The organism is Enterococcus sp. JNUCC 77, from assembly GCF_054819945.1.
The window spans coordinates 167,386-182,859 of record NZ_JBTHIG010000002.1 but is presented as its reverse complement, the minus strand read 5'-3'; the positions used below and the strand labels follow the sequence as shown (position 1 = coordinate 182,859).

At 33.0% G+C, this 15,474-nt stretch carries 29 protein-coding genes; 22 read left to right on the top strand and 7 right to left on the bottom strand.

Annotated features, from left to right (window positions below; translation table 11 throughout):
* Nucleotides 1-43 precede the first annotated feature (43 nt).
* The gene (locus ACVWNY_RS13865; RefSeq protein ID WP_218326135.1) at nucleotides 44-322 is read right to left on the bottom strand and encodes a hypothetical protein; all 279 of its coding nucleotides are present in this window, start codon (nucleotides 320-322) and stop codon (nucleotides 44-46) included.
* A 180-nt stretch (nucleotides 323-502) separates the two neighbouring features.
* Here ACVWNY_RS13865 and ACVWNY_RS13860 point away from each other — a divergent pair, with 180 nt between their 5' ends.
* The 5 genes from ACVWNY_RS13860 (at nucleotide 503) to ACVWNY_RS13840 (ending at nucleotide 3,425) form a co-directional block, all read left to right on the top strand.
* Nucleotides 503-1,012, top strand: coding sequence for a hypothetical protein (locus ACVWNY_RS13860; RefSeq protein ID WP_218326134.1), 510 nt, complete (start codon nucleotides 503-505; stop codon nucleotides 1,010-1,012).
* 228 nt (nucleotides 1,013-1,240) lie between these two features.
* Complete coding sequence (locus ACVWNY_RS13855; protein ID WP_218326133.1) at nucleotides 1,241-1,636, top strand: hypothetical protein; 396 nt, start codon at nucleotides 1,241-1,243, stop codon at nucleotides 1,634-1,636.
* Between the two features lie 108 nt (nucleotides 1,637-1,744).
* Entirely contained in the window at nucleotides 1,745-2,092 is a 348-nt protein-coding gene (locus ACVWNY_RS13850; protein WP_218326132.1) for a ribonuclease G, read from the top strand.
* A gap of 359 nt (nucleotides 2,093-2,451) precedes the next feature.
* Nucleotides 2,452-2,922: a universal stress protein gene (locus ACVWNY_RS13845; RefSeq protein ID WP_218326131.1), complete on the top strand. Its 471-nt coding sequence runs from the start codon at nucleotides 2,452-2,454 to the stop codon at nucleotides 2,920-2,922.
* 77 nt (nucleotides 2,923-2,999) lie between these two features.
* Complete coding sequence (locus ACVWNY_RS13840; RefSeq protein ID WP_218326129.1) at nucleotides 3,000-3,425, top strand: universal stress protein; 426 nt, start codon at nucleotides 3,000-3,002, stop codon at nucleotides 3,423-3,425.
* Between the two features lie 412 nt (nucleotides 3,426-3,837).
* On the opposite strand, the gene ACVWNY_RS13835 is transcribed toward ACVWNY_RS13840, so the two are convergent.
* The 5 genes from ACVWNY_RS13835 to ACVWNY_RS13815 all read right to left on the bottom strand — a co-directional run bounded on the left by ACVWNY_RS13835 (nucleotide 3,838) and on the right by ACVWNY_RS13815 (nucleotide 7,176).
* A complete protein-coding gene (locus ACVWNY_RS13835) occupies nucleotides 3,838-4,986 on the bottom strand; it encodes a site-specific integrase (RefSeq protein ID WP_454072183.1) in 1,149 nt (382 codons plus the stop codon).
* A gap of 114 nt (nucleotides 4,987-5,100) precedes the next feature.
* A complete protein-coding gene (locus ACVWNY_RS13830; protein ID WP_454072182.1) occupies nucleotides 5,101-5,328 on the bottom strand; it encodes a hypothetical protein in 228 nt (75 codons plus the stop codon).
* A 125-nt stretch (nucleotides 5,329-5,453) separates the two neighbouring features.
* A complete protein-coding gene (locus ACVWNY_RS13825) occupies nucleotides 5,454-6,404 on the bottom strand; it encodes a DUF4352 domain-containing protein (RefSeq protein WP_454072181.1) in 951 nt (316 codons plus the stop codon).
* A gap of 81 nt (nucleotides 6,405-6,485) precedes the next feature.
* A complete protein-coding gene (locus tag ACVWNY_RS13820; protein WP_454072180.1) occupies nucleotides 6,486-6,830 on the bottom strand; it encodes an ImmA/IrrE family metallo-endopeptidase in 345 nt (114 codons plus the stop codon).
* Between the two features lie 10 nt (nucleotides 6,831-6,840).
* Entirely contained in the window at nucleotides 6,841-7,176 is a 336-nt protein-coding gene (locus ACVWNY_RS13815; protein ID WP_454072179.1) for a helix-turn-helix domain-containing protein, read from the bottom strand.
* Nucleotides 7,177-7,468: 292 nt separating this feature from the next.
* Here ACVWNY_RS13815 and ACVWNY_RS13810 point away from each other — a divergent pair, with 292 nt between their 5' ends.
* The 4 genes from ACVWNY_RS13810 to ACVWNY_RS13795 all read left to right on the top strand — a co-directional run bounded on the left by ACVWNY_RS13810 (nucleotide 7,469) and on the right by ACVWNY_RS13795 (nucleotide 8,704).
* The gene (locus ACVWNY_RS13810; RefSeq protein WP_454072178.1) at nucleotides 7,469-7,651 is read left to right on the top strand and encodes a helix-turn-helix domain-containing protein; all 183 of its coding nucleotides are present in this window, start codon (nucleotides 7,469-7,471) and stop codon (nucleotides 7,649-7,651) included.
* Nucleotides 7,652-7,703: 52 nt separating this feature from the next.
* Nucleotides 7,704-7,979 (top strand): hypothetical protein, encoded by a 276-nt coding sequence (locus tag ACVWNY_RS13805; protein ID WP_454072177.1) that lies wholly within the window; start codon nucleotides 7,704-7,706, stop codon nucleotides 7,977-7,979.
* A 31-nt stretch (nucleotides 7,980-8,010) separates the two neighbouring features.
* On the top strand, nucleotides 8,011-8,253 hold the full coding sequence (locus ACVWNY_RS13800; protein WP_454072176.1) for a helix-turn-helix domain-containing protein: 243 nt from the start codon (nucleotides 8,011-8,013) through the stop codon (nucleotides 8,251-8,253).
* A gap of 142 nt (nucleotides 8,254-8,395) precedes the next feature.
* A complete protein-coding gene (locus tag ACVWNY_RS13795) occupies nucleotides 8,396-8,704 on the top strand; it encodes a hypothetical protein (RefSeq protein ID WP_454072175.1) in 309 nt (102 codons plus the stop codon).
* On the opposite strand, the gene ACVWNY_RS13790 is transcribed toward ACVWNY_RS13795, so the two are convergent.
* A complete protein-coding gene (locus ACVWNY_RS13790) occupies nucleotides 8,693-9,085 on the bottom strand; it encodes a DUF2513 domain-containing protein (RefSeq protein WP_454072174.1) in 393 nt (130 codons plus the stop codon). The genes ACVWNY_RS13795 and ACVWNY_RS13790 overlap by 12 nt on opposite strands.
* 83 nt (nucleotides 9,086-9,168) lie before the next feature.
* On the opposite strand from ACVWNY_RS13790, the gene ACVWNY_RS13785 reads away from it, so the two are divergent.
* From ACVWNY_RS13785 to ACVWNY_RS13725, 13 genes are read left to right on the top strand one after another with little or no spacing between them, the layout of a single operon-like run.
* Nucleotides 9,169-9,891, top strand: coding sequence for an ORF6C domain-containing protein (locus ACVWNY_RS13785; protein ID WP_454072173.1), 723 nt, complete (start codon nucleotides 9,169-9,171; stop codon nucleotides 9,889-9,891).
* Nucleotides 9,892-9,893: 2 nt separating this feature from the next.
* A complete protein-coding gene (locus ACVWNY_RS13780) occupies nucleotides 9,894-10,112 on the top strand; it encodes a hypothetical protein (protein WP_454072172.1) in 219 nt (72 codons plus the stop codon).
* Nucleotides 10,105-10,242, top strand: coding sequence for a hypothetical protein (locus ACVWNY_RS13775; RefSeq protein WP_454072171.1), 138 nt, complete (start codon nucleotides 10,105-10,107; stop codon nucleotides 10,240-10,242). The genes ACVWNY_RS13780 and ACVWNY_RS13775 overlap by 8 nt, the downstream gene beginning before the upstream one ends.
* Before the next feature lie 35 nt (nucleotides 10,243-10,277).
* Nucleotides 10,278-10,637: a hypothetical protein gene (locus ACVWNY_RS13770; RefSeq protein WP_454072170.1), complete on the top strand. Its 360-nt coding sequence runs from the start codon at nucleotides 10,278-10,280 to the stop codon at nucleotides 10,635-10,637.
* Nucleotides 10,634-11,338 (top strand): Sak single strand annealing protein, encoded by a 705-nt coding sequence (locus tag ACVWNY_RS13765; RefSeq protein ID WP_454072169.1) that lies wholly within the window; start codon nucleotides 10,634-10,636, stop codon nucleotides 11,336-11,338. Before ACVWNY_RS13770 ends, ACVWNY_RS13765 begins: the two co-directional genes overlap by 4 nt.
* Before the next feature lie 5 nt (nucleotides 11,339-11,343).
* The gene (locus tag ACVWNY_RS13760; RefSeq protein WP_461211741.1) at nucleotides 11,344-12,096 is read left to right on the top strand and encodes a putative HNHc nuclease; all 753 of its coding nucleotides are present in this window, start codon (nucleotides 11,344-11,346) and stop codon (nucleotides 12,094-12,096) included.
* Between the two features lie 2 nt (nucleotides 12,097-12,098).
* Nucleotides 12,099-12,812, top strand: coding sequence for a conserved phage C-terminal domain-containing protein (locus ACVWNY_RS13755; protein ID WP_454072167.1), 714 nt, complete (start codon nucleotides 12,099-12,101; stop codon nucleotides 12,810-12,812).
* Nucleotides 12,813-13,700, top strand: a complete 888-nt coding sequence (locus ACVWNY_RS13750; protein ID WP_454072166.1) for an ATP-binding protein — start codon at nucleotides 12,813-12,815, stop codon at nucleotides 13,698-13,700. It begins immediately after the preceding gene.
* A gap of 9 nt (nucleotides 13,701-13,709) precedes the next feature.
* Nucleotides 13,710-13,835: a hypothetical protein gene (locus ACVWNY_RS13745; RefSeq protein ID WP_454072165.1), complete on the top strand. Its 126-nt coding sequence runs from the start codon at nucleotides 13,710-13,712 to the stop codon at nucleotides 13,833-13,835.
* Nucleotides 13,822-14,169, top strand: a complete 348-nt coding sequence (locus ACVWNY_RS13740; protein ID WP_454072164.1) for a VRR-NUC domain-containing protein — start codon at nucleotides 13,822-13,824, stop codon at nucleotides 14,167-14,169. The genes ACVWNY_RS13745 and ACVWNY_RS13740 overlap by 14 nt, the downstream gene beginning before the upstream one ends.
* Complete coding sequence (locus ACVWNY_RS13735; RefSeq protein ID WP_454072163.1) at nucleotides 14,169-14,447, top strand: hypothetical protein; 279 nt, start codon at nucleotides 14,169-14,171, stop codon at nucleotides 14,445-14,447. Before ACVWNY_RS13740 ends, ACVWNY_RS13735 begins: the two co-directional genes overlap by 1 nt.
* Nucleotides 14,448-14,927 carry a single-stranded DNA-binding protein gene (ssb, locus tag ACVWNY_RS13730; RefSeq protein WP_454072162.1) on the top strand — a complete coding sequence of 160 codons (480 nt, stop codon included), beginning with the start codon at nucleotides 14,448-14,450 and terminating at the stop codon, nucleotides 14,925-14,927.
* A 12-nt stretch (nucleotides 14,928-14,939) separates the two neighbouring features.
* Nucleotides 14,940-15,449 carry a hypothetical protein gene (locus tag ACVWNY_RS13725; RefSeq protein WP_454072161.1) on the top strand — a complete coding sequence of 170 codons (510 nt, stop codon included), beginning with the start codon at nucleotides 14,940-14,942 and terminating at the stop codon, nucleotides 15,447-15,449.
* The last annotated feature ends 25 nt before the right edge of the window (nucleotides 15,450-15,474 follow it).

The following is a 15,474-nucleotide window of genomic DNA, read 5'->3' as shown; positions in this document are numbered from 1 at the left end:
GTTTTTTTCTAATAACTCCACAATATCATCCATAGTAACAACCTCATTTGCTTTTTCTGCCAGCTAAAAATTTTCTCACTGCTTCCTTATCAGCTTCTGTTAACTTTTCTCCATTCCAGCTCATCACACCATCAAGAACATCATTCAAATCCGCACCAGATATAAATGAAGAGGAATTTGTTTTTTCGCTTGATCTATCAAGCAAATAATCTATAGAAACGTTGGAAAAGTCTGCGACTTTTATTGTAACGGCGCAGAATTGTGAAATGAATGCAGATAAAGACTTCCACGATGCAGTGATAGAAGGTATCGAAGAAATCAAACAAGCTCTGGGATATTAATAAAATTAGATTACAGATTTGGAATTCATCTTGAAAAAAATCAATCTTGATATTAACTTATAAATAACCTCTGTTGATATATTTAGTCAAAAATATATATAAATTTACTTGAAAATGGTGTTTTTTAAGCTATAATGAGAAAACATAAAGGAGTGCGATATATGGAGAAGTTTATATTAGGGTTAATTTTTGTTATAGGTGTTATATTTGCAGTGACAATAAATGTGAGTGATGCTGAGGCTACATTGGGAACAAAGCCAATTTATCGAATGTACAATTTGAATACAGGGGAACATCTTTTTACACCAAGTGATCGAGAGTGTTCTTTAATTTTAAAACTTGGATGGGTATCAGAAGGGGTTGCTTATTATGCCCCGGTTGAGCATTCAGGAAATGTTCCTAGTATAAAAAGACTTTATAATACTGCGGCTGACGACCATCATTACACCGTCAGTAATGAAGAAGTGGAATATTTGGTATCTCAAGGTTGGAAAAATGATCAAATTGAGTATAGTGGTGCTGGAAGTAATGGATTGCCGGTGTATCGTCTGTACAATCCCAATTCAACCACTGGAACCCATCATTTTACTCTAAATACTATTGAGAGAAGAGGATTACTCAAACTTGGCTGGATTGACGAAGGAGTTGCATTTAAAGCTCTGCTTCAATAATAGAAGAGAATGTACAAAGAGTATTTAAAAAGAATAAAAAAATTTAGGTATGTCTCAAAAATCTGTTATAGATTTTATGGAACATACCTATTATTGTATTTGAAAATTATTAAGTATATTTAAAGTCGAGTACTACAGGTACATAATAAATTAGGGGTTATGATTTTTATTTTAGAATTAATTCTGATAGTCTATGACTATCAATTAAAAAGAAGGAGATTATAAGCTATGCTTGATGATAAATTAAAATGTTCTAAATGTAATACCCTTTTTTACTATGATGAAGTCAGAAATCTTGAGCAACACAAAAAAGAAGAGATGCCCATTAAGTGTCCCAATTGTGGGAATATAGTAAAATCTAAACTATCACATGGATATTTTACAACATATGTAGATAAACAATTATTGAAACACAAAACAAAAAAACCTTTGTACTATAAAAATATAGTCACTGGGGAAAGAATTTCAACAAAGGAATTTAATGAGTTAGTTAAGTCAAACGAATTTATGTTATATAACGATGCAGGTTCGGTTATTCCTGATTTGATGGATGATTTGTTAACGGAGGATGAAAGCACAAATAAACCTGAGAATTATGTGCCAGTATTCCAAGAAGAAGTATGACTGGATATAATCGTAAGACTTTAGTTAATACTAAGGTCTTTTTTTTCACATTTATTCCTCATTTTGGTATGATTAGAAAGTTCTAATTAAATATAAGAGGAGTTTTCAATGGACGAATTGTCAAACAAAGTAGTACCACAAGAAGTAAAGGGATGGAACTGGGGAGCATTCATGTACAATATTATGTGGGGGATTGGTAACAAAACTTATTTGCCATTATTATGCCTAATCCCACTATTTAACCTTGTATGGATCTTTATTTGTGGATTTAAAGGCAATGAGTGGGCTTGGCAAAAAGGTGATTATAAAGATGTGGAAACATTTTTAGCAGTTCAAAAAACATGGAGCCGAGCAGGCTTGGTACAATTTATTGTTGCAATTATTTTTATAGTACTATACTTTTTATTTATCGCAGCAGCTTTAGCAACATTTGTAAATAATTACCCAGGATATTAATTAAAAGACCACTAATGAAGTGGTCTTTTTTCATCCATTATTACACGCGCATATTCAACGATTTAAAAATTTGAGTTCTTAGAGGTCTTCAATATTCGTTTTATTCGGAATAAAGCCAAGTAATTTGCTCCGTTGAGTTAAATAGATTCTCTTTTCTAAAGGTTTTAAAAAAGTATAGCTATTATGTTTGAAGTTTATTGTGATATTTTAAAATCGAATTCTATACCGACTTTTAGCTGAGCAGACGACTCGTGTTCGTTCGATTTTATGTTCATGTCTTACAGTTACATAATTAAAGTGAAATAATTTACAATACTGTGATTTTGCACTAAACTAAACATTGAAAAGAGGTAATTTTTATGAAAAAGAAGATTTTGGTTTTAATGGAAAACACTGGATCACCTCAAAAGGCCTTAAAAGAAGGAGAACGTTTAGCAAAAAAAGATTCCTCCGAACTGCACGTTTTAATTTTTAATACAAATCAAAAAGAAATTTACGAATTAGAAGAGGAACAGACTTACGTTTTGGCGGGAGATATTGGAGGAGAAGAAGTAGCTCGAGAAGAAAATACAATCAAGGATATTGAGAATAAAGATGCTGAAAGAACAGATAATTTTGTTTCTGAACTTAAAAGAGTAGTTTCAACAAATCTGATAATATCGTATGTAACTTCTTCTATCAAAAGTGATGTTGTAACATATTCTGAAGAAAATAATATAGATTTAATAATTCTAGGGCAAGATGAAGCAATGTATAGTCGCAGGAGTTTTGATTCATTAATAAAACATGTGGTAAACAAGACCAAAGCTGATTTACTAGTAATCAAATAGTGACTCAATAATAATCAATCAGTTTTTTTATCTGTTATCTTAGCGAGATAAAAAATATTATTTAAGAGGTGAATTAAATGATTAAACAATATAAAAATATTTTAGTACCAGTTGATGGATCAAAAGAATCTGAGGATGCATTAGAAGAAGGACTAAGAATTGCTGAAAGAAATTCAGCGAAATTGACCGTTATTTATGTTAGAGATGTTAATCAAACTATTCAAAACCCATATGGAGCTGATTTGGTTTTTGAAGATTTAAATGAAGAAGAAAAATTGATTAAAAGTAATGTTGAAAAGGTAATTAAAAGATATAAGGAGTCAAATTTTGTTTCTATGACAGGATACCCTAAACATACCATTACAAAATACGCAAAAGACAAAAATATTGATCTCATAGTTATTGGCGCGACTGGAAAAAATAGCTTTGAGAGAATCCTAGTTGGCTCAGTAACTTCTTATGTTCTTAATCATGCACACTGTAATCTTTTAATAGTTAGATAGTAAATGCAAGACCACTACTAATCTAGTGGTCTTTTTTCATCCATTAAAATACGCTCACGTTCAATGACTAGAGATTTGAGTTCTTCGAGGTCTTCAAGAGTGGCTTTATTTCGAATGAAGCCACGAGCTGTACTACGCCATTAATAGTGAGTAACTTTTTACAAACCGTAGTCAAAAGGGTATCAAAAAAAATCCGCCAAGCGTCAGTAGAAAAGGCTCTACATCAATGCTTAGCGGACATCATATTCTATTTGGCGGGAATGTGTAGGTTTAAAATGACGTTATTTATTAGTTTGTATTCATGGTTAAAAAGCTGATATAGCGGTATTTCTAAGTAAAACGTTGGGGATGGATAGTCATTCATAATATCTAAATGGCATTCAAATGGCATTCAAAAAAACAATGATTACTTCTAAAAATTTATATATTTTACTAAATTTTCCATGGTCTCTTTGTTTCGTTCTTGTGTTATGTGAAGGTATAAATCCATCGTAATTTGTACCGTAGCATGACCTAATCTAACTTGGACATCTTTGACAGTTGCTCCTGATTCAATGAGTAAAGTAGCATTAGTGTGCCTAAACCCATGGACCGTAATTGGTTTCAAATTATGTCTTTTAATTAAAGAGTTTAACCATTTTCTAGGTTGAGAGGGTTGAAGCATTTCGTTAAGATGATTTGAAAATACAAGTTGATTTTTTTTGTTAGTCTTTATACCAAATTCTAAGTATATTTTTTTCTGTTCAGTTCTCCATTTTTTTAAAACTGCTAATGTTTTGTCATCTATTGGGATTTCTCGCTTGGAATTTTTTGTTTTTGGATGGTCTATATAAAGTCGGCGGTCTTTTCCCATTGTTTGTGTCTTGTTTATATTTATAATTTTATTGTTAAAGTCTATATCATTCCAAGTTAATGCTAACATTTCTCCTTTACGCATACCTGAAAAGGCGAGTAGTCGAAAGAAAGTATAATTTTTATAAGGTTCTTCAGATTCAGCGATTTTCAGAAATTGTTCAAGTTCGTCCTTTGTGTAAAAATTTAATTTTTTATCGTCATCTAAACTTGTTTTTCTCTTAGGAATTGTTATTCGTTTAAAAGGATTGTCATCAGCATAATTTAGTTTAATAGCATATTCAAAAATTCTGGATGTGTTACTTATAAGTTGTCGATAGACTACATATTTGTCTGCCATTTCATTCGCAAATTTTTGGGCAACGGCTGGTTTAATTTTATTGATCTTATAGTTACCAAAAGAAGGTAGTATAATTCTATCAAAATAGTTTTCAGTTTTAGCGAAGGTGCTTTCTTTTACTGTTCGTTCATAGTTAGGTAGCCATAAATCATATATTTCACGATAGGTTAATTCTTTTCTAGTTGCAGTATCGTTCGATTCAAAAGCTATTTTTAATTTGTTTAGTTCTAACTGTGCATCTTTTTTTGTTTGGAATCCTCTGCGAGTAGTTTTAATTTTTTTTCCAGTACTTTCATCAATGCCAAGATAAGATTGGAACATCCAAGCCTTTTCACCATTCTTTTTTATATACTGTTTGAAAAGTGCCAATTGAATCAACTCACTTTCTTTGATAAAATGAGCATAGCTTAATAAGCGTATGCTTTTTTCAGATCACATCCACTTGCTTGCCGGCGGGGGATGTGTTTTTTATTGTTTACAAAGTTAATAATAGACTAGCTCATCGTTCCGAAAAATCAGTTCTTTTTGTTCTTCTTCATCTTCATAATAGTTGTAAATATAGATATTAACAGGGTCACCTTCCTCAGCAGCTACATTCAATATGCTTTGTGAAATCTTCAAGCTATCTTCAATGTGATTTGAAACTTCACCCTGTTCTGAGATTGTTTCAGAAGGATCCCATAGGATGTCGATTACTTCTTCATCAGACATTTCTTTGCTGAAACAAGAGAAAATGACAAAAATAAAATACTCAATGTAGTAATTAATTTTTCATTTAAAATTCCTTTCTATTAACTATTTTTGCAATTAATGAAAAACTATATAATCACTTTCAGTTAATATGTCCCAGTCCAAGAGGAGTTACCGAAAAAGACTTCAAAATCTGGTGTGTCATTTTCTACATCAAAATAAGCAATTCCAGATGCAGATTTGTTAGATTGAATTGTTTCTGAGAAAAATTCTCTAGAATCCAGAGTTCCTTTCATCCCGTTTCCGTCATAAAATTCAAGCATATGTGAGGAAGCACTGAAAGGCTCAGTTCCGATATTAGTAATGGTAAATTCAACTTTTGCAAAAAAGCCATTTTCAGGAATATAGTAATCTCCATCTCCTGGATCTTTTGAAACAGAATTAATAGTTACAGATACTTTATCTCCAGAATCATTAGAGAAACTAATTGATTCGCCAATTGAGCTGGGTTTAGAAGACGACGATTTCTCTTCTTCATCTGATTTATCAGATGAGTCAAATGTTTCATTGTCATCATTGCTATTTTTATTATCTAAGTCATCCTCGTAATAAGATGGAGTTAAGTTTACATCTTCTAAAAATTTATTTGTCATTTTCTTAGCTTTTTTTTCTGAACCAATTAGTTCAGTTGTATACAATAAAATTGTTTCTGAAATATTATTGTATTGAGCTTGCTTTTCAAGCAAACCAAAATCTCGTTCATATTCGGTTGCGTTGACTATAGTTTGCTTGATACTTAAATTATTATCAGAAGAAAGAAGTAGATTAAATATATTTTCTTCGTCCTCTGGATCTAGTTTTTGGTATGCTTCTTCAATGTTTGTTAGGTTAGAAATAATTTTCAAATTTGCTCGTTCATCAGAATAATCAAAGGAATCCAAAGCGAAAGCAACGTCTCCCATTTTTTTATAAACCTTTGCCATTTGATCGTATTTCTCCTCTTCAATTTCCACCCCGCCGTACTCAAATGACTCGGGTGCACATCCAGAAGTTACTAAGGTAATAACAATCATAACTAATCCTAAAATCTTTTTCAAAAAAATCCCCCATTTCTGCTATAATTGGTTTGAAGTACATCCTTTAAATGGGGACTAGTCCACGTTGCAGCGTGGGCTTTTTTAATGTAAATTGTGTTCCCAACCAAGTCCTAAATTGAACTCTTCGATTAGTTGAGAATAGTTATATTGGCCATCATTTTCTTTGATCAAGTAATTAATCATAAAAGAATCAGCATCGGTTTCCATTTTCATATGAAAAATTGGTATTTTGTATAATTCATAAAAATCAGTGTGATCAATAGCATGTTTTGTTTCATGAAGAATCACTCTTCTTTGTTGTTCTATGTCTAATTCTTCATTAACAAACATAATTTTCAGCTTTGGTACATAGAAGCCAGGTGAATCCATTTTTGAAACTGATAATTCTATCCCATTTCTTTTTAGTAACTCACTAATATCTTGCATAATAAAGACCTCATTTGCTTTTTCTTCCAGCTAAGAATATTCTTACAGCTTCTTTGTCAGCTTGAGTTAATTCTTGACCATTCCAACTCATTACGCCATCTAAAATGTCCTCTAAGTCAGCATCAGAAACTGAAGAAGCAACTTCGTTTTTATTATCTGTTCTACCTAATAAATAATCAGTAGAAACATTGAAATAATCCGCAAGACGAGTTAGCTCAGTAGAGTTAGGGGTTTGGCGTTTCCAACTTCCTATATAACCATTCGAGTACCCAAAATTTATTTCTAGTTGACGTATAGAAATATGCTTTTCCTTCGCTAGTTCTTTTATCCGATTGTAAGTATCCATTGAATTTTCGCCCTTTCTGAATGCTTACAAAACAATTTAGATTATTAATATAAATACGGTTGACTAATTTATATTAATAATCTATAATAAGCTTTGTAAACAAGTTTAACAACTAAAAAGACAATAAAAATAATTACTGTTTATGAACGCTGACCGCCAAGAAAGCTTTTGAAACAATATTTTTGTCTTATTTAACTATGCCCTTAGTATAGATTATTAATCTATTGTTGTCAACGAAGTATAGAAAATAGTTGTTAAATTTGTTTCCAAAATAATGGGAGGAGGTAAAAAGATGGCTGATGCAAAAGAAACCAGACAAAAAATATTGAATCATTTTAAAGACAATGGTTGGAGCATTCCAGATGTTGCAACTGCGATGAACATTACTGAGCAGTATTTAAGAAAAATTTTGAATAAACCAGATGACCATTGGAAACAGATTACGAATATTGTTTCTAAATACAAAATTCGATAGGGAGATGACCTATAGAACTTGGCTTGATAAAAATTTTGAAGAGGTGATAACAATGAATGTTGAATTTGTATTATCAAAGGAACAAGAAGAACTAATTCAGATGAAAATCAACTCAGCAATAAATTCAGCAGTAGAACAAAATAAATCCGCTAAATATATTGGGAGGGAATTTTTAAGGCTTGGAGAAGCAGCGGATTATTTGGGTATTGATTATAAAAAGTTAAAAATATTTACTGACAAATGTGGTTTGAAATTATCGGTTATAGATGGAACAAAATTTATTTCCAAAAAGAACATCGATAATTTTATGACTTCATTTGAGGAGTAGTTAAATTTTAATTGGGAAAGAGGATTAATCAATGCAAACTTTAGCACTAGTTAATTTAGACGATTTACGAATAATTTTATCAGAAAATGCGATTCCAAATGAAACTTGGAATTCCAAACAGGCAGCAGAATATTTAGGGATAACCTTACCAACTTTATTTAAGGAAACCAAGGCTGGAAATATTCCTGGAGTAAAGATTGCTAGTGAGTGGAAATTTAATTCCATTGCATTGTTTGAATTGGTTGCAAGAAAGAAGACCTATCAAGATGAATAAAGAAGACAAGTTCAAATTTGTATTAATAATAATTAGTCTAATTCTCTCGATAATTTCCATATTCGGGAGTGCGTATCTATGAGACTCAAAAATGATCGATTAGAACCAATAAAGATCTTCAGCTATCACAAGGAGGGATTTTATGAATCAAATACCTGCAGACTTAATACACCGAACAATTGATTCACTAGAAAGCATAGCAAATAGCCTTAGTACTTTGGCAGAAGATACTAAGACTAATAAAGAATTGAAACAATCTCTCATGTTGAAAGTAATATATTTTTACAAAATTGAAAAAGTTAATATTCCGATTCTTGTTTCTTACACAAGCGATATAGCATTAGATCTATTTGATAAAGACGGGGCGCAGGAAGTAGTGGATGCATTTCCAGAAGCAAAAAACAATCTCTATATTTTAGTTGGCAAAACTGAATTTAAATTAAATATTTAATTGTTTGCTTATCAGTTGGGTAATTACATTAGAAGCAATGTTTTCAATAGTAGTTATTGATACGCTTGAAAACTTAGAAATGATTGATTTTGTTTGCTTCCAAACTTCGTTGTCTCGGACAGAATCTAAAAATTTATGTCCATCCCAGGAAATAGATGAAATATTTAAAGAAAATACTGGATTATCGGCTCCACCTTTAATTTTAGAATTTAAATATTCTGCTTCAGTAAGTTTCAAAATAGCGTAAAAGAATTGTTCTTCGCCATACTTTTTATAGCTAGCGAATTCCAATAAATCTTTTTTTGATAACTGGGTATACAAATCTAGTTTTTCTTCAAGTTCTAACATAATGTCACGTACACAATCTTGATTTAATTTCATATTTAACACCACCATAAATTTTTTCGGTACTGGCATACCGATAACCAAGTATAGCAAATTTGCAGATAGGAGGAATCGAATTCATGAATCAACCACAAATTATTGAATTATATAAACAAAGATTATTAACAACAGGGCAACTAGCTGATTTTTATAGTGTTAGAGAAAAACAAATTCAAGATAATTTTTTAAACAACAAGGATAAGTTTGTTGAAGGTAAACATTATTACAGACTTGAGGGAGAAAAGCTCAAGGAATTTAAGAACTGCTCCGAAAATATCGGGTTAGTTGATAAACGAACACCGCAACTTATTCTTTATACAAAACAAGGAGCAAGTCGGCATTCTAAAATGCTTGGTACTGAAAAAGCGTGGGATATGTATGATGAATTAGAAGAACATTATTTCAATCCTCAATATCAACCTATGTCTATAGAACAAATGATGATTCATCAGTTACAGGAGATGGAAACTGTTAAAAGTGATGTAGAACTTCTAAAAACCGAAACAATCTTGAATGCAAGTCAGAGACGAAAAGTTAATGGGAAAGTCAGATCAATTGTCATTAATGTTTTAGGAGGTCAAAAGTCTAATGCATACAAAGACATCTCAGTTCGGAATAAATGTTTTAGTAACTGCTACAAGCAATTGAAAGATTATTTTGATGTTTCTTCTTATATGGATATTCCAAAAGTTAGATTTGATGAAGCCATGGATTTAATTCCAAAGTGGCAACCTACATTAGAAATTCAAGTGTCAATTGATTTAGCAAATGGAAGTGGACATATTTTTGGACAGGAGGACTGATTATGCAACAACGACAAGATTACTTATATGATCCATTGATACCAAAATCACGAGCAAGAGTAGCAGCCAGAAAAGGCAAAGTAAAGTTCGGATCAACAATAGCATTATTTACCACTTTGATTTTAGGAGTTTTTATCCCTTTATGTTGGTTAGTATCGTTTATTCCTTTAGGAATTCTTGTAAAGGTTGATAAATCACGAGGAGGTAAAAATCATGAGTGAAAGAGAAAAATATTTTAAGTACGGTAAAAATATGGCAGATCGTTGGCTTCAAAGGCATGAATCAACTATTAAAGCGCAACAATGGATTGAGATACAAAAAAGACTCACTACACGCCTGCAAGCAAAATAGTGAGCTGATGTATTTCTGTTTGAGGAGATTATAACATGCTTATATCAAAAAAAGAAATAGACAAGTATAAATTATCTTCTCCAGATGATGATTACGAAGAAAAACAAGAGCCTTCACGTCAAAGTAAATTCAACCCAAAACTTTATCTAACAACAAATCAGGATGACATGGAGGGCGAAGTCTATCGTGATGAGCCTGTAATGGATTTGGAGTTTAGAGATAGAAGCCAAACGATTGAATCCGTGGAGGATTTAAAAAAGACGATACACATATATGTGACTTATGAAAATGTCATTCCAGCACTAGAAGAATTAGGATATGACGACTTTTTAAGTATGACATTTCATAAATTAGGAAAAGATTTTATTGCTGAGAATGAGGAGGTTTCTGAATGAGTGAGAGAAAGTCTTTTGAAGAATTGTCTCAAATTGATTATCAATCTGAGATTAAACAAAAAGAAGGCGGCAAAGACAAAGAAACTGGAGAAAAAATATACCTGAAATATCTTTCATGGGCAACTGCTCATAAAATAATGAAAAGCTTAGATGCAGAGTCAGTCGTAACCGAACACGAATTCGAACATTATAGTGTATTAAGTGGTCAAAGTAATGACTTTCTTATTACTGAGATGAAACCTTATCGTCAAACTGGAGATGGATATATGGTCACAGTTTCTGTTGAGTTATTCGGAAAAAAAGAAACAGAAAATTACGCCATTATTAATTTTAGAGGACAACCGGTCCTGAAACCAACCTCAAGTGATATTAACAAAGCACTAAAAAGAGCATTTGTTAAGGCGCTGGCTAAGCATGGTATTGGATTGTATTTATATGAAGGTGAAGATATTCCAGATCAACCCAAAATTGATGTGAAGGAAGCCGAGAAGTTAGAAAAGTTGTTAGCAAGCCTTGATGAAAAAACTGGTGTAAGTAATAAAAATTCATTACTAAAAACTGTAAACAAGTACACAGATCAAGATAGTCGGTATGGAAAAAGAGTAAAAGAAATTACTGACATGACTTATGACCAGAGTGGACTCTTCAAAATTGCTCTAAACACAATTTCAATGAATTTTGATAAAGAACAAAAGAAGTGATGTAAATGCTGAATCTCAGAATTACTAAAAAGTTGAGCAACAAAGAATATGTCGTAAAAGTGTCTGATGATGATGTGGAGGAAATCGAGGCAATGCTCCAACGTCAGAAGACGCTTTTGACGGCACAACAGTATAACCCTAATAAAATTACCAGACCCCAACAAAAAATCGCTCATGCTCTTATCAGAGACGTAGACGACTATTCAAATAATGAACGGTTCTTACAAAATACCGAAGACGATTTAAAAAAGCGGTTTTGTATTGATGTTGGTTATCCATTCGATAGATTGTTTTCACTGTCGAATTGCAGTAAAGATTTGGCTACTCAGTTTATATCTTGGTTAGTTGAATATTGTTTTCACTACGATATTCCATTCGACGGTAAAGATTCACATCTGGATTTCGACATGAATAGAAAGATGTTTCTTTCAGCGTTGCACAATCGCTGCTTTGTGACTGGTGCAAGGAGACAAGATGCAGTTTTACACATTCACCACGTCAATGTTGTTGGTATGGGTAAAAGAAAAAAAGTGGATCACAGGGGTCGATATTACATGATTCTCAGAGCAGAGCTACACAACGAGATTCACCAGCTTGGCTACGATGCATTCTGTGAAAAATGGCATGTAGGAGCAGTTAAATTGGCTGATGAACAAATCATTCAATACGGCTTAATGACAAAAAAACTAATGAATGAACGTGACAGTGATACTGACTATGAAATAAAGGACTGGCAGTTACCAAGCAAGGAGGGATGACAATGGCAGATCGCAAAATACCAAATAGTAATCGTGGGTTTAAAGGTGTATGGATACCAGCTTATATATGGCTAGATTCCAAGTTAAGTATTCAAGAAATGGTGTTTCTTGTTGAAATAGAAAGTTTGGACGTTTCTGACAAAGGATGTTTTGCAAGTAACAAGCATTTTTCAGATTTTTTCGGACTCACTAGCGGTAGATGTTCTCAGATAATTTCTAGCTTGCAGGAGAAAGGATACATCGATATTTCTTTCGTTTATGGCAGGAATAAAGAGATCGAAAAAAGAGTGATTAGGGTACTTAGCAAACTAAACACCCCTATTAAATATTCTAAAGGGGGGTATTTAGAAAATGCTAAAGGTAGTAATACATTGTTTAGTAATACAAATAATAATAAAGACCATATGTCGAGCAAGCTCAACTCGATACCTTTTTCAGAAATTATTGCCTATCTAAATCAACTGACGGGTAAAAAATATAAGAACACTCAGAAGTGGAGAGATTTAATCAAAGCTCGTTGGAATGAGGGGCAACGTCTAGATGACTTTAAGAAAGTTATTGATGTAAAGACTAGTCAATGGCTGGATAATCCAAAGATGTCTAATTATTTAAGACCGCAAACACTTTTTGGCAATAAATTTGATGAATATTTAAATGAGTCTAGAAGTTCTAAAGAGCAAAGTCAAAGTGTCTCAAATAATTCGGTGGTGTTCTAAATGGATTTTGAAGCTTTAGCTAAGGTGAAAAGTATTAACCAAAAGTGTCCTATCCATCATACCCATTTGATCCAGTTCGAAGATAAACAACCATTTTGTGAAGTATGCAAGAAGGAGCAGATGGGTAAAGAGGAGCAAGTCCTTGTAGACAGTGCGTTTAAAAAGTATCGGAGACGAAAGACAATCGAGGTTTTAGAAAAAGACTCAATTGTTGGTGATGAAAAACTTTGGCAATCCAATTTTGATAATTACCGAACCGATAATCTTGAGATAAAAGAAGCATTACTGAAGGCAAGACGCTTTGCGGCTGAGTATATGGAATTGTTACAACAAGAAAAAAGAATCCAGAAAGCTATCAAAGAATCCGATGATTCGAGTGAGAAAGAAGTGCTGAATAAACAACTTTCTGAGATTCCAACTTTCAATACAATCTTTACTGGTGTCCCCGGAGTAGGGAAATCACATTTAGCAATGAGTATGTTACAAGCTATTAACTCACATGCTGATCCGATGGTGAGTTGTCAATTCGTGTCAGTAAACGATCTATTCCGACTGATTAAATCGAGTTTTGGCAAAGTAGAAAGTAAACACTCTGAATTAAACATGGTTGGATTGCTTTCTAGTGTTGATCTGCTAGTTATTGATGATCTAGGATCAGAGGCTTCGTTTCAAAGAAAAGACAATGAAGCTGGTAACTATACTCAAGGGGTTTTGTTTGGAATTTTAAATTCTAGACAACGCACAATTATCACCACGAATTTAAACAGTGATGAGCTGGAGGAAATATATAATCCCAAAATTACATCGAGACTGTATAAGGGTGTTGATGGACGGATTATTAAGTTCACTAAAGCCACAGAAGATAAGCGAAATAAGATCAAGTTTTAGGAGGAGCATATGGAAAAAGATGAATGCCCAGTTTGTAAAGACGAAAAAGTGATTATTTCTACAGGTATATATTCTGCAGTTTGGAAGCCGTGTCCGTTATGCAACAACAAGGAGAAGCAGCATGACCGAACTTGAGCTGCAGAAATTAATCAGGAACGAATTACTTGCCAGAGGTCACAAGTGCTGGCAAGTTGATTCTGGAAAGAAATTAACTTATAAAACCAGAGGTCACGGGCTTGAAAGAGGCTTTCCAGACTTATTCGGCGCAAAAATTACTGAGAATGAAATTCCTCAGATGTTTTTCATCGAAGTGAAACTGTTAAAAGGGAAACCTTCTGAGGATCAAATCAAGTTTTTAAAAGGCGCTTATGATAATGGCATATTAAACGGAATTGCCAGGAGTGTTGAGGATGCCATTGAGATTTTGGAAGGAACCCGAACTATTATGAATGAGTTAGAGGGAAAATAATGAAATTACCAAGAAATGAACAAGAAACGATTTTTACCTATTCATTCAGTGAAAACTGGCACGTATACACGGATGTACCTAAACATATCAGAAAGTATTTACCGCTCGTAAAATCCCCTAAATTAACAGAGGAAAACGGGGAAATAATCGCATTAGAAGGTTTCATTGATGGAAATGTTTCAGCGAGAGCAAAAAGAGTTATGTCTGATAAGCAAAGACAAGCTGCTGCTGATCGATTAAAAAAAGTAAGAACAATTAATATTCAGGAGGAAGAATAGATGATAAACAATGTCGTGCTAGTAGGTCGTTTAACGAAAGATCCAGACTTACGATACACCAGTAGCGGTCAAGCAGTTGCCACAGCAACACTGGCTGTGAATAGAAATTTCACGAACCAAAGTGGTAATCGTGAAGCAGACTTTATCAATTGTGTAATTTGGCGTAAAGCAGCTGAAAACTTTGCGAATTTAGCTAAAAAAGGTTCATTGGTCGGAATTACAGGACGAATTCAAACTAGAAATTACGAAAACCAGCAAGGACAAAGAGTTTACGTGACAGAAGTAGTTGCAGAAAATTTCCAAATGTTGGAGTCAAGAAATAATAGCAATCAGCAGCAAGGAAACAATGACTCAGCGCAAAGCAATAATCAACCTAATACAAATCAAACTTCAACTGGTAATATGCCGAACTTTGACAGAAACAGTGATCCGTTTTCTGGCAGTTCCATTGATATCAGTGATGATGACCTTCCATTTTAAAGGGGGATTCATATGACCCCTAAACAAAAGAAGGCGTGGAAAGAAATATTGTTTATCACCAATGAGGACATCAATCCTAATTGGTTTGAGGACGAGAAAACTGTTCAACGACACAAAGAATTACTAAAGATCGTTGATAACGATGGGGACTGCGGCAAGTGGAAACCAGTCTTAACAAAAGATGAATTAAACAAAAGACAGTTGGCTAGCAGACCTGGATTAGAAGAAAAGATTTTGAGTTTAGTAACACAAGGAAATCCACAAAGAACAATAGTAAAAAGACTAAACATTCCTACCAATTTGATCACTTATGTAAGAAAAATCAATAATATCACCAGTGTGTATAGAGAAACCAAGCCAGTACCAGAAAAAGATATTTTAGAAAACATGTATTCAACTAAGGGAATTATCGAAATTGAAAAAAAGTTCAATGTATCTAGGACAGTAGCCTACGACTGGCTGAAACATCATGGGATAAAAAGAAACCGTCGAGGCGGAAGGAAGAAAATTAAAAGTCCGTAAAAGGAAGAGATTGCGGACTTAGAAA

Excerpts from the sequence above, each read along its gene's own strand:
- ACVWNY_RS13850 (WP_218326132.1), top strand. The coding sequence starts at position 1,745 with ATGGACGAATTGTCAAACAAAGTAGTACCACAAGAAGTAAAGGGATGG.
- ACVWNY_RS13855 (WP_218326133.1), top strand. The coding sequence starts at position 1,241 with ATGCTTGATGATAAATTAAAATGTTCTAAATGTAATACCCTTTTTTAC.
- ACVWNY_RS13800 (WP_454072176.1), top strand. The coding sequence starts at position 8,011 with ATGCAAACTTTAGCACTAGTTAATTTAGACGATTTACGAATAATTTTA.
- ACVWNY_RS13860 (WP_218326134.1), top strand. The coding sequence starts at position 503 with ATGGAGAAGTTTATATTAGGGTTAATTTTTGTTATAGGTGTTATATTT.
- ACVWNY_RS13845 (WP_218326131.1), top strand. The coding sequence starts at position 2,452 with ATGAAAAAGAAGATTTTGGTTTTAATGGAAAACACTGGATCACCTCAA.
- ACVWNY_RS13755 (WP_454072167.1), top strand. The coding sequence starts at position 12,099 with ATGGCAGATCGCAAAATACCAAATAGTAATCGTGGGTTTAAAGGTGTA.
- ACVWNY_RS13770 (WP_454072170.1), top strand. The coding sequence starts at position 10,278 with ATGCTTATATCAAAAAAAGAAATAGACAAGTATAAATTATCTTCTCCA.
- ACVWNY_RS13765 (WP_454072169.1), top strand. The coding sequence starts at position 10,634 with ATGAGTGAGAGAAAGTCTTTTGAAGAATTGTCTCAAATTGATTATCAA.
- ACVWNY_RS13840 (WP_218326129.1), top strand. The coding sequence starts at position 3,000 with ATGATTAAACAATATAAAAATATTTTAGTACCAGTTGATGGATCAAAA.
- ACVWNY_RS13785 (WP_454072173.1), top strand. The coding sequence starts at position 9,169 with ATGAATCAACCACAAATTATTGAATTATATAAACAAAGATTATTAACA.
- ACVWNY_RS13725 (WP_454072161.1), top strand. The coding sequence starts at position 14,940 with ATGACCCCTAAACAAAAGAAGGCGTGGAAAGAAATATTGTTTATCACC.
- ACVWNY_RS13810 (WP_454072178.1), top strand. The coding sequence starts at position 7,469 with ATGGCTGATGCAAAAGAAACCAGACAAAAAATATTGAATCATTTTAAA.
- ssb (WP_454072162.1), top strand. The coding sequence starts at position 14,448 with ATGATAAACAATGTCGTGCTAGTAGGTCGTTTAACGAAAGATCCAGAC.
- ACVWNY_RS13735 (WP_454072163.1), top strand. The coding sequence starts at position 14,169 with ATGAAATTACCAAGAAATGAACAAGAAACGATTTTTACCTATTCATTC.
- ACVWNY_RS13745 (WP_454072165.1), top strand. The coding sequence starts at position 13,710 with ATGGAAAAAGATGAATGCCCAGTTTGTAAAGACGAAAAAGTGATTATT.
- ACVWNY_RS13740 (WP_454072164.1), top strand. The coding sequence starts at position 13,822 with ATGACCGAACTTGAGCTGCAGAAATTAATCAGGAACGAATTACTTGCC.
- ACVWNY_RS13795 (WP_454072175.1), top strand. The coding sequence starts at position 8,396 with ATGAATCAAATACCTGCAGACTTAATACACCGAACAATTGATTCACTA.
- ACVWNY_RS13820 (WP_454072180.1), bottom strand. The coding sequence starts at position 6,830 with ATGCAAGATATTAGTGAGTTACTAAAAAGAAATGGGATAGAATTATCA.
- ACVWNY_RS13790 (WP_454072174.1), bottom strand. The coding sequence starts at position 9,085 with ATGAAATTAAATCAAGATTGTGTACGTGACATTATGTTAGAACTTGAA.
- ACVWNY_RS13780 (WP_454072172.1), top strand. The coding sequence starts at position 9,894 with ATGCAACAACGACAAGATTACTTATATGATCCATTGATACCAAAATCA.
- ACVWNY_RS13750 (WP_454072166.1), top strand. The coding sequence starts at position 12,813 with ATGGATTTTGAAGCTTTAGCTAAGGTGAAAAGTATTAACCAAAAGTGT.
- ACVWNY_RS13760 (WP_461211741.1), top strand. The coding sequence starts at position 11,344 with ATGCTGAATCTCAGAATTACTAAAAAGTTGAGCAACAAAGAATATGTC.
- ACVWNY_RS13830 (WP_454072182.1), bottom strand. The coding sequence starts at position 5,328 with ATGTCTGATGAAGAAGTAATCGACATCCTATGGGATCCTTCTGAAACA.
- ACVWNY_RS13815 (WP_454072179.1), bottom strand. The coding sequence starts at position 7,176 with ATGGATACTTACAATCGGATAAAAGAACTAGCGAAGGAAAAGCATATT.
- ACVWNY_RS13805 (WP_454072177.1), top strand. The coding sequence starts at position 7,704 with ATGAATGTTGAATTTGTATTATCAAAGGAACAAGAAGAACTAATTCAG.
- ACVWNY_RS13775 (WP_454072171.1), top strand. The coding sequence starts at position 10,105 with ATGAGTGAAAGAGAAAAATATTTTAAGTACGGTAAAAATATGGCAGAT.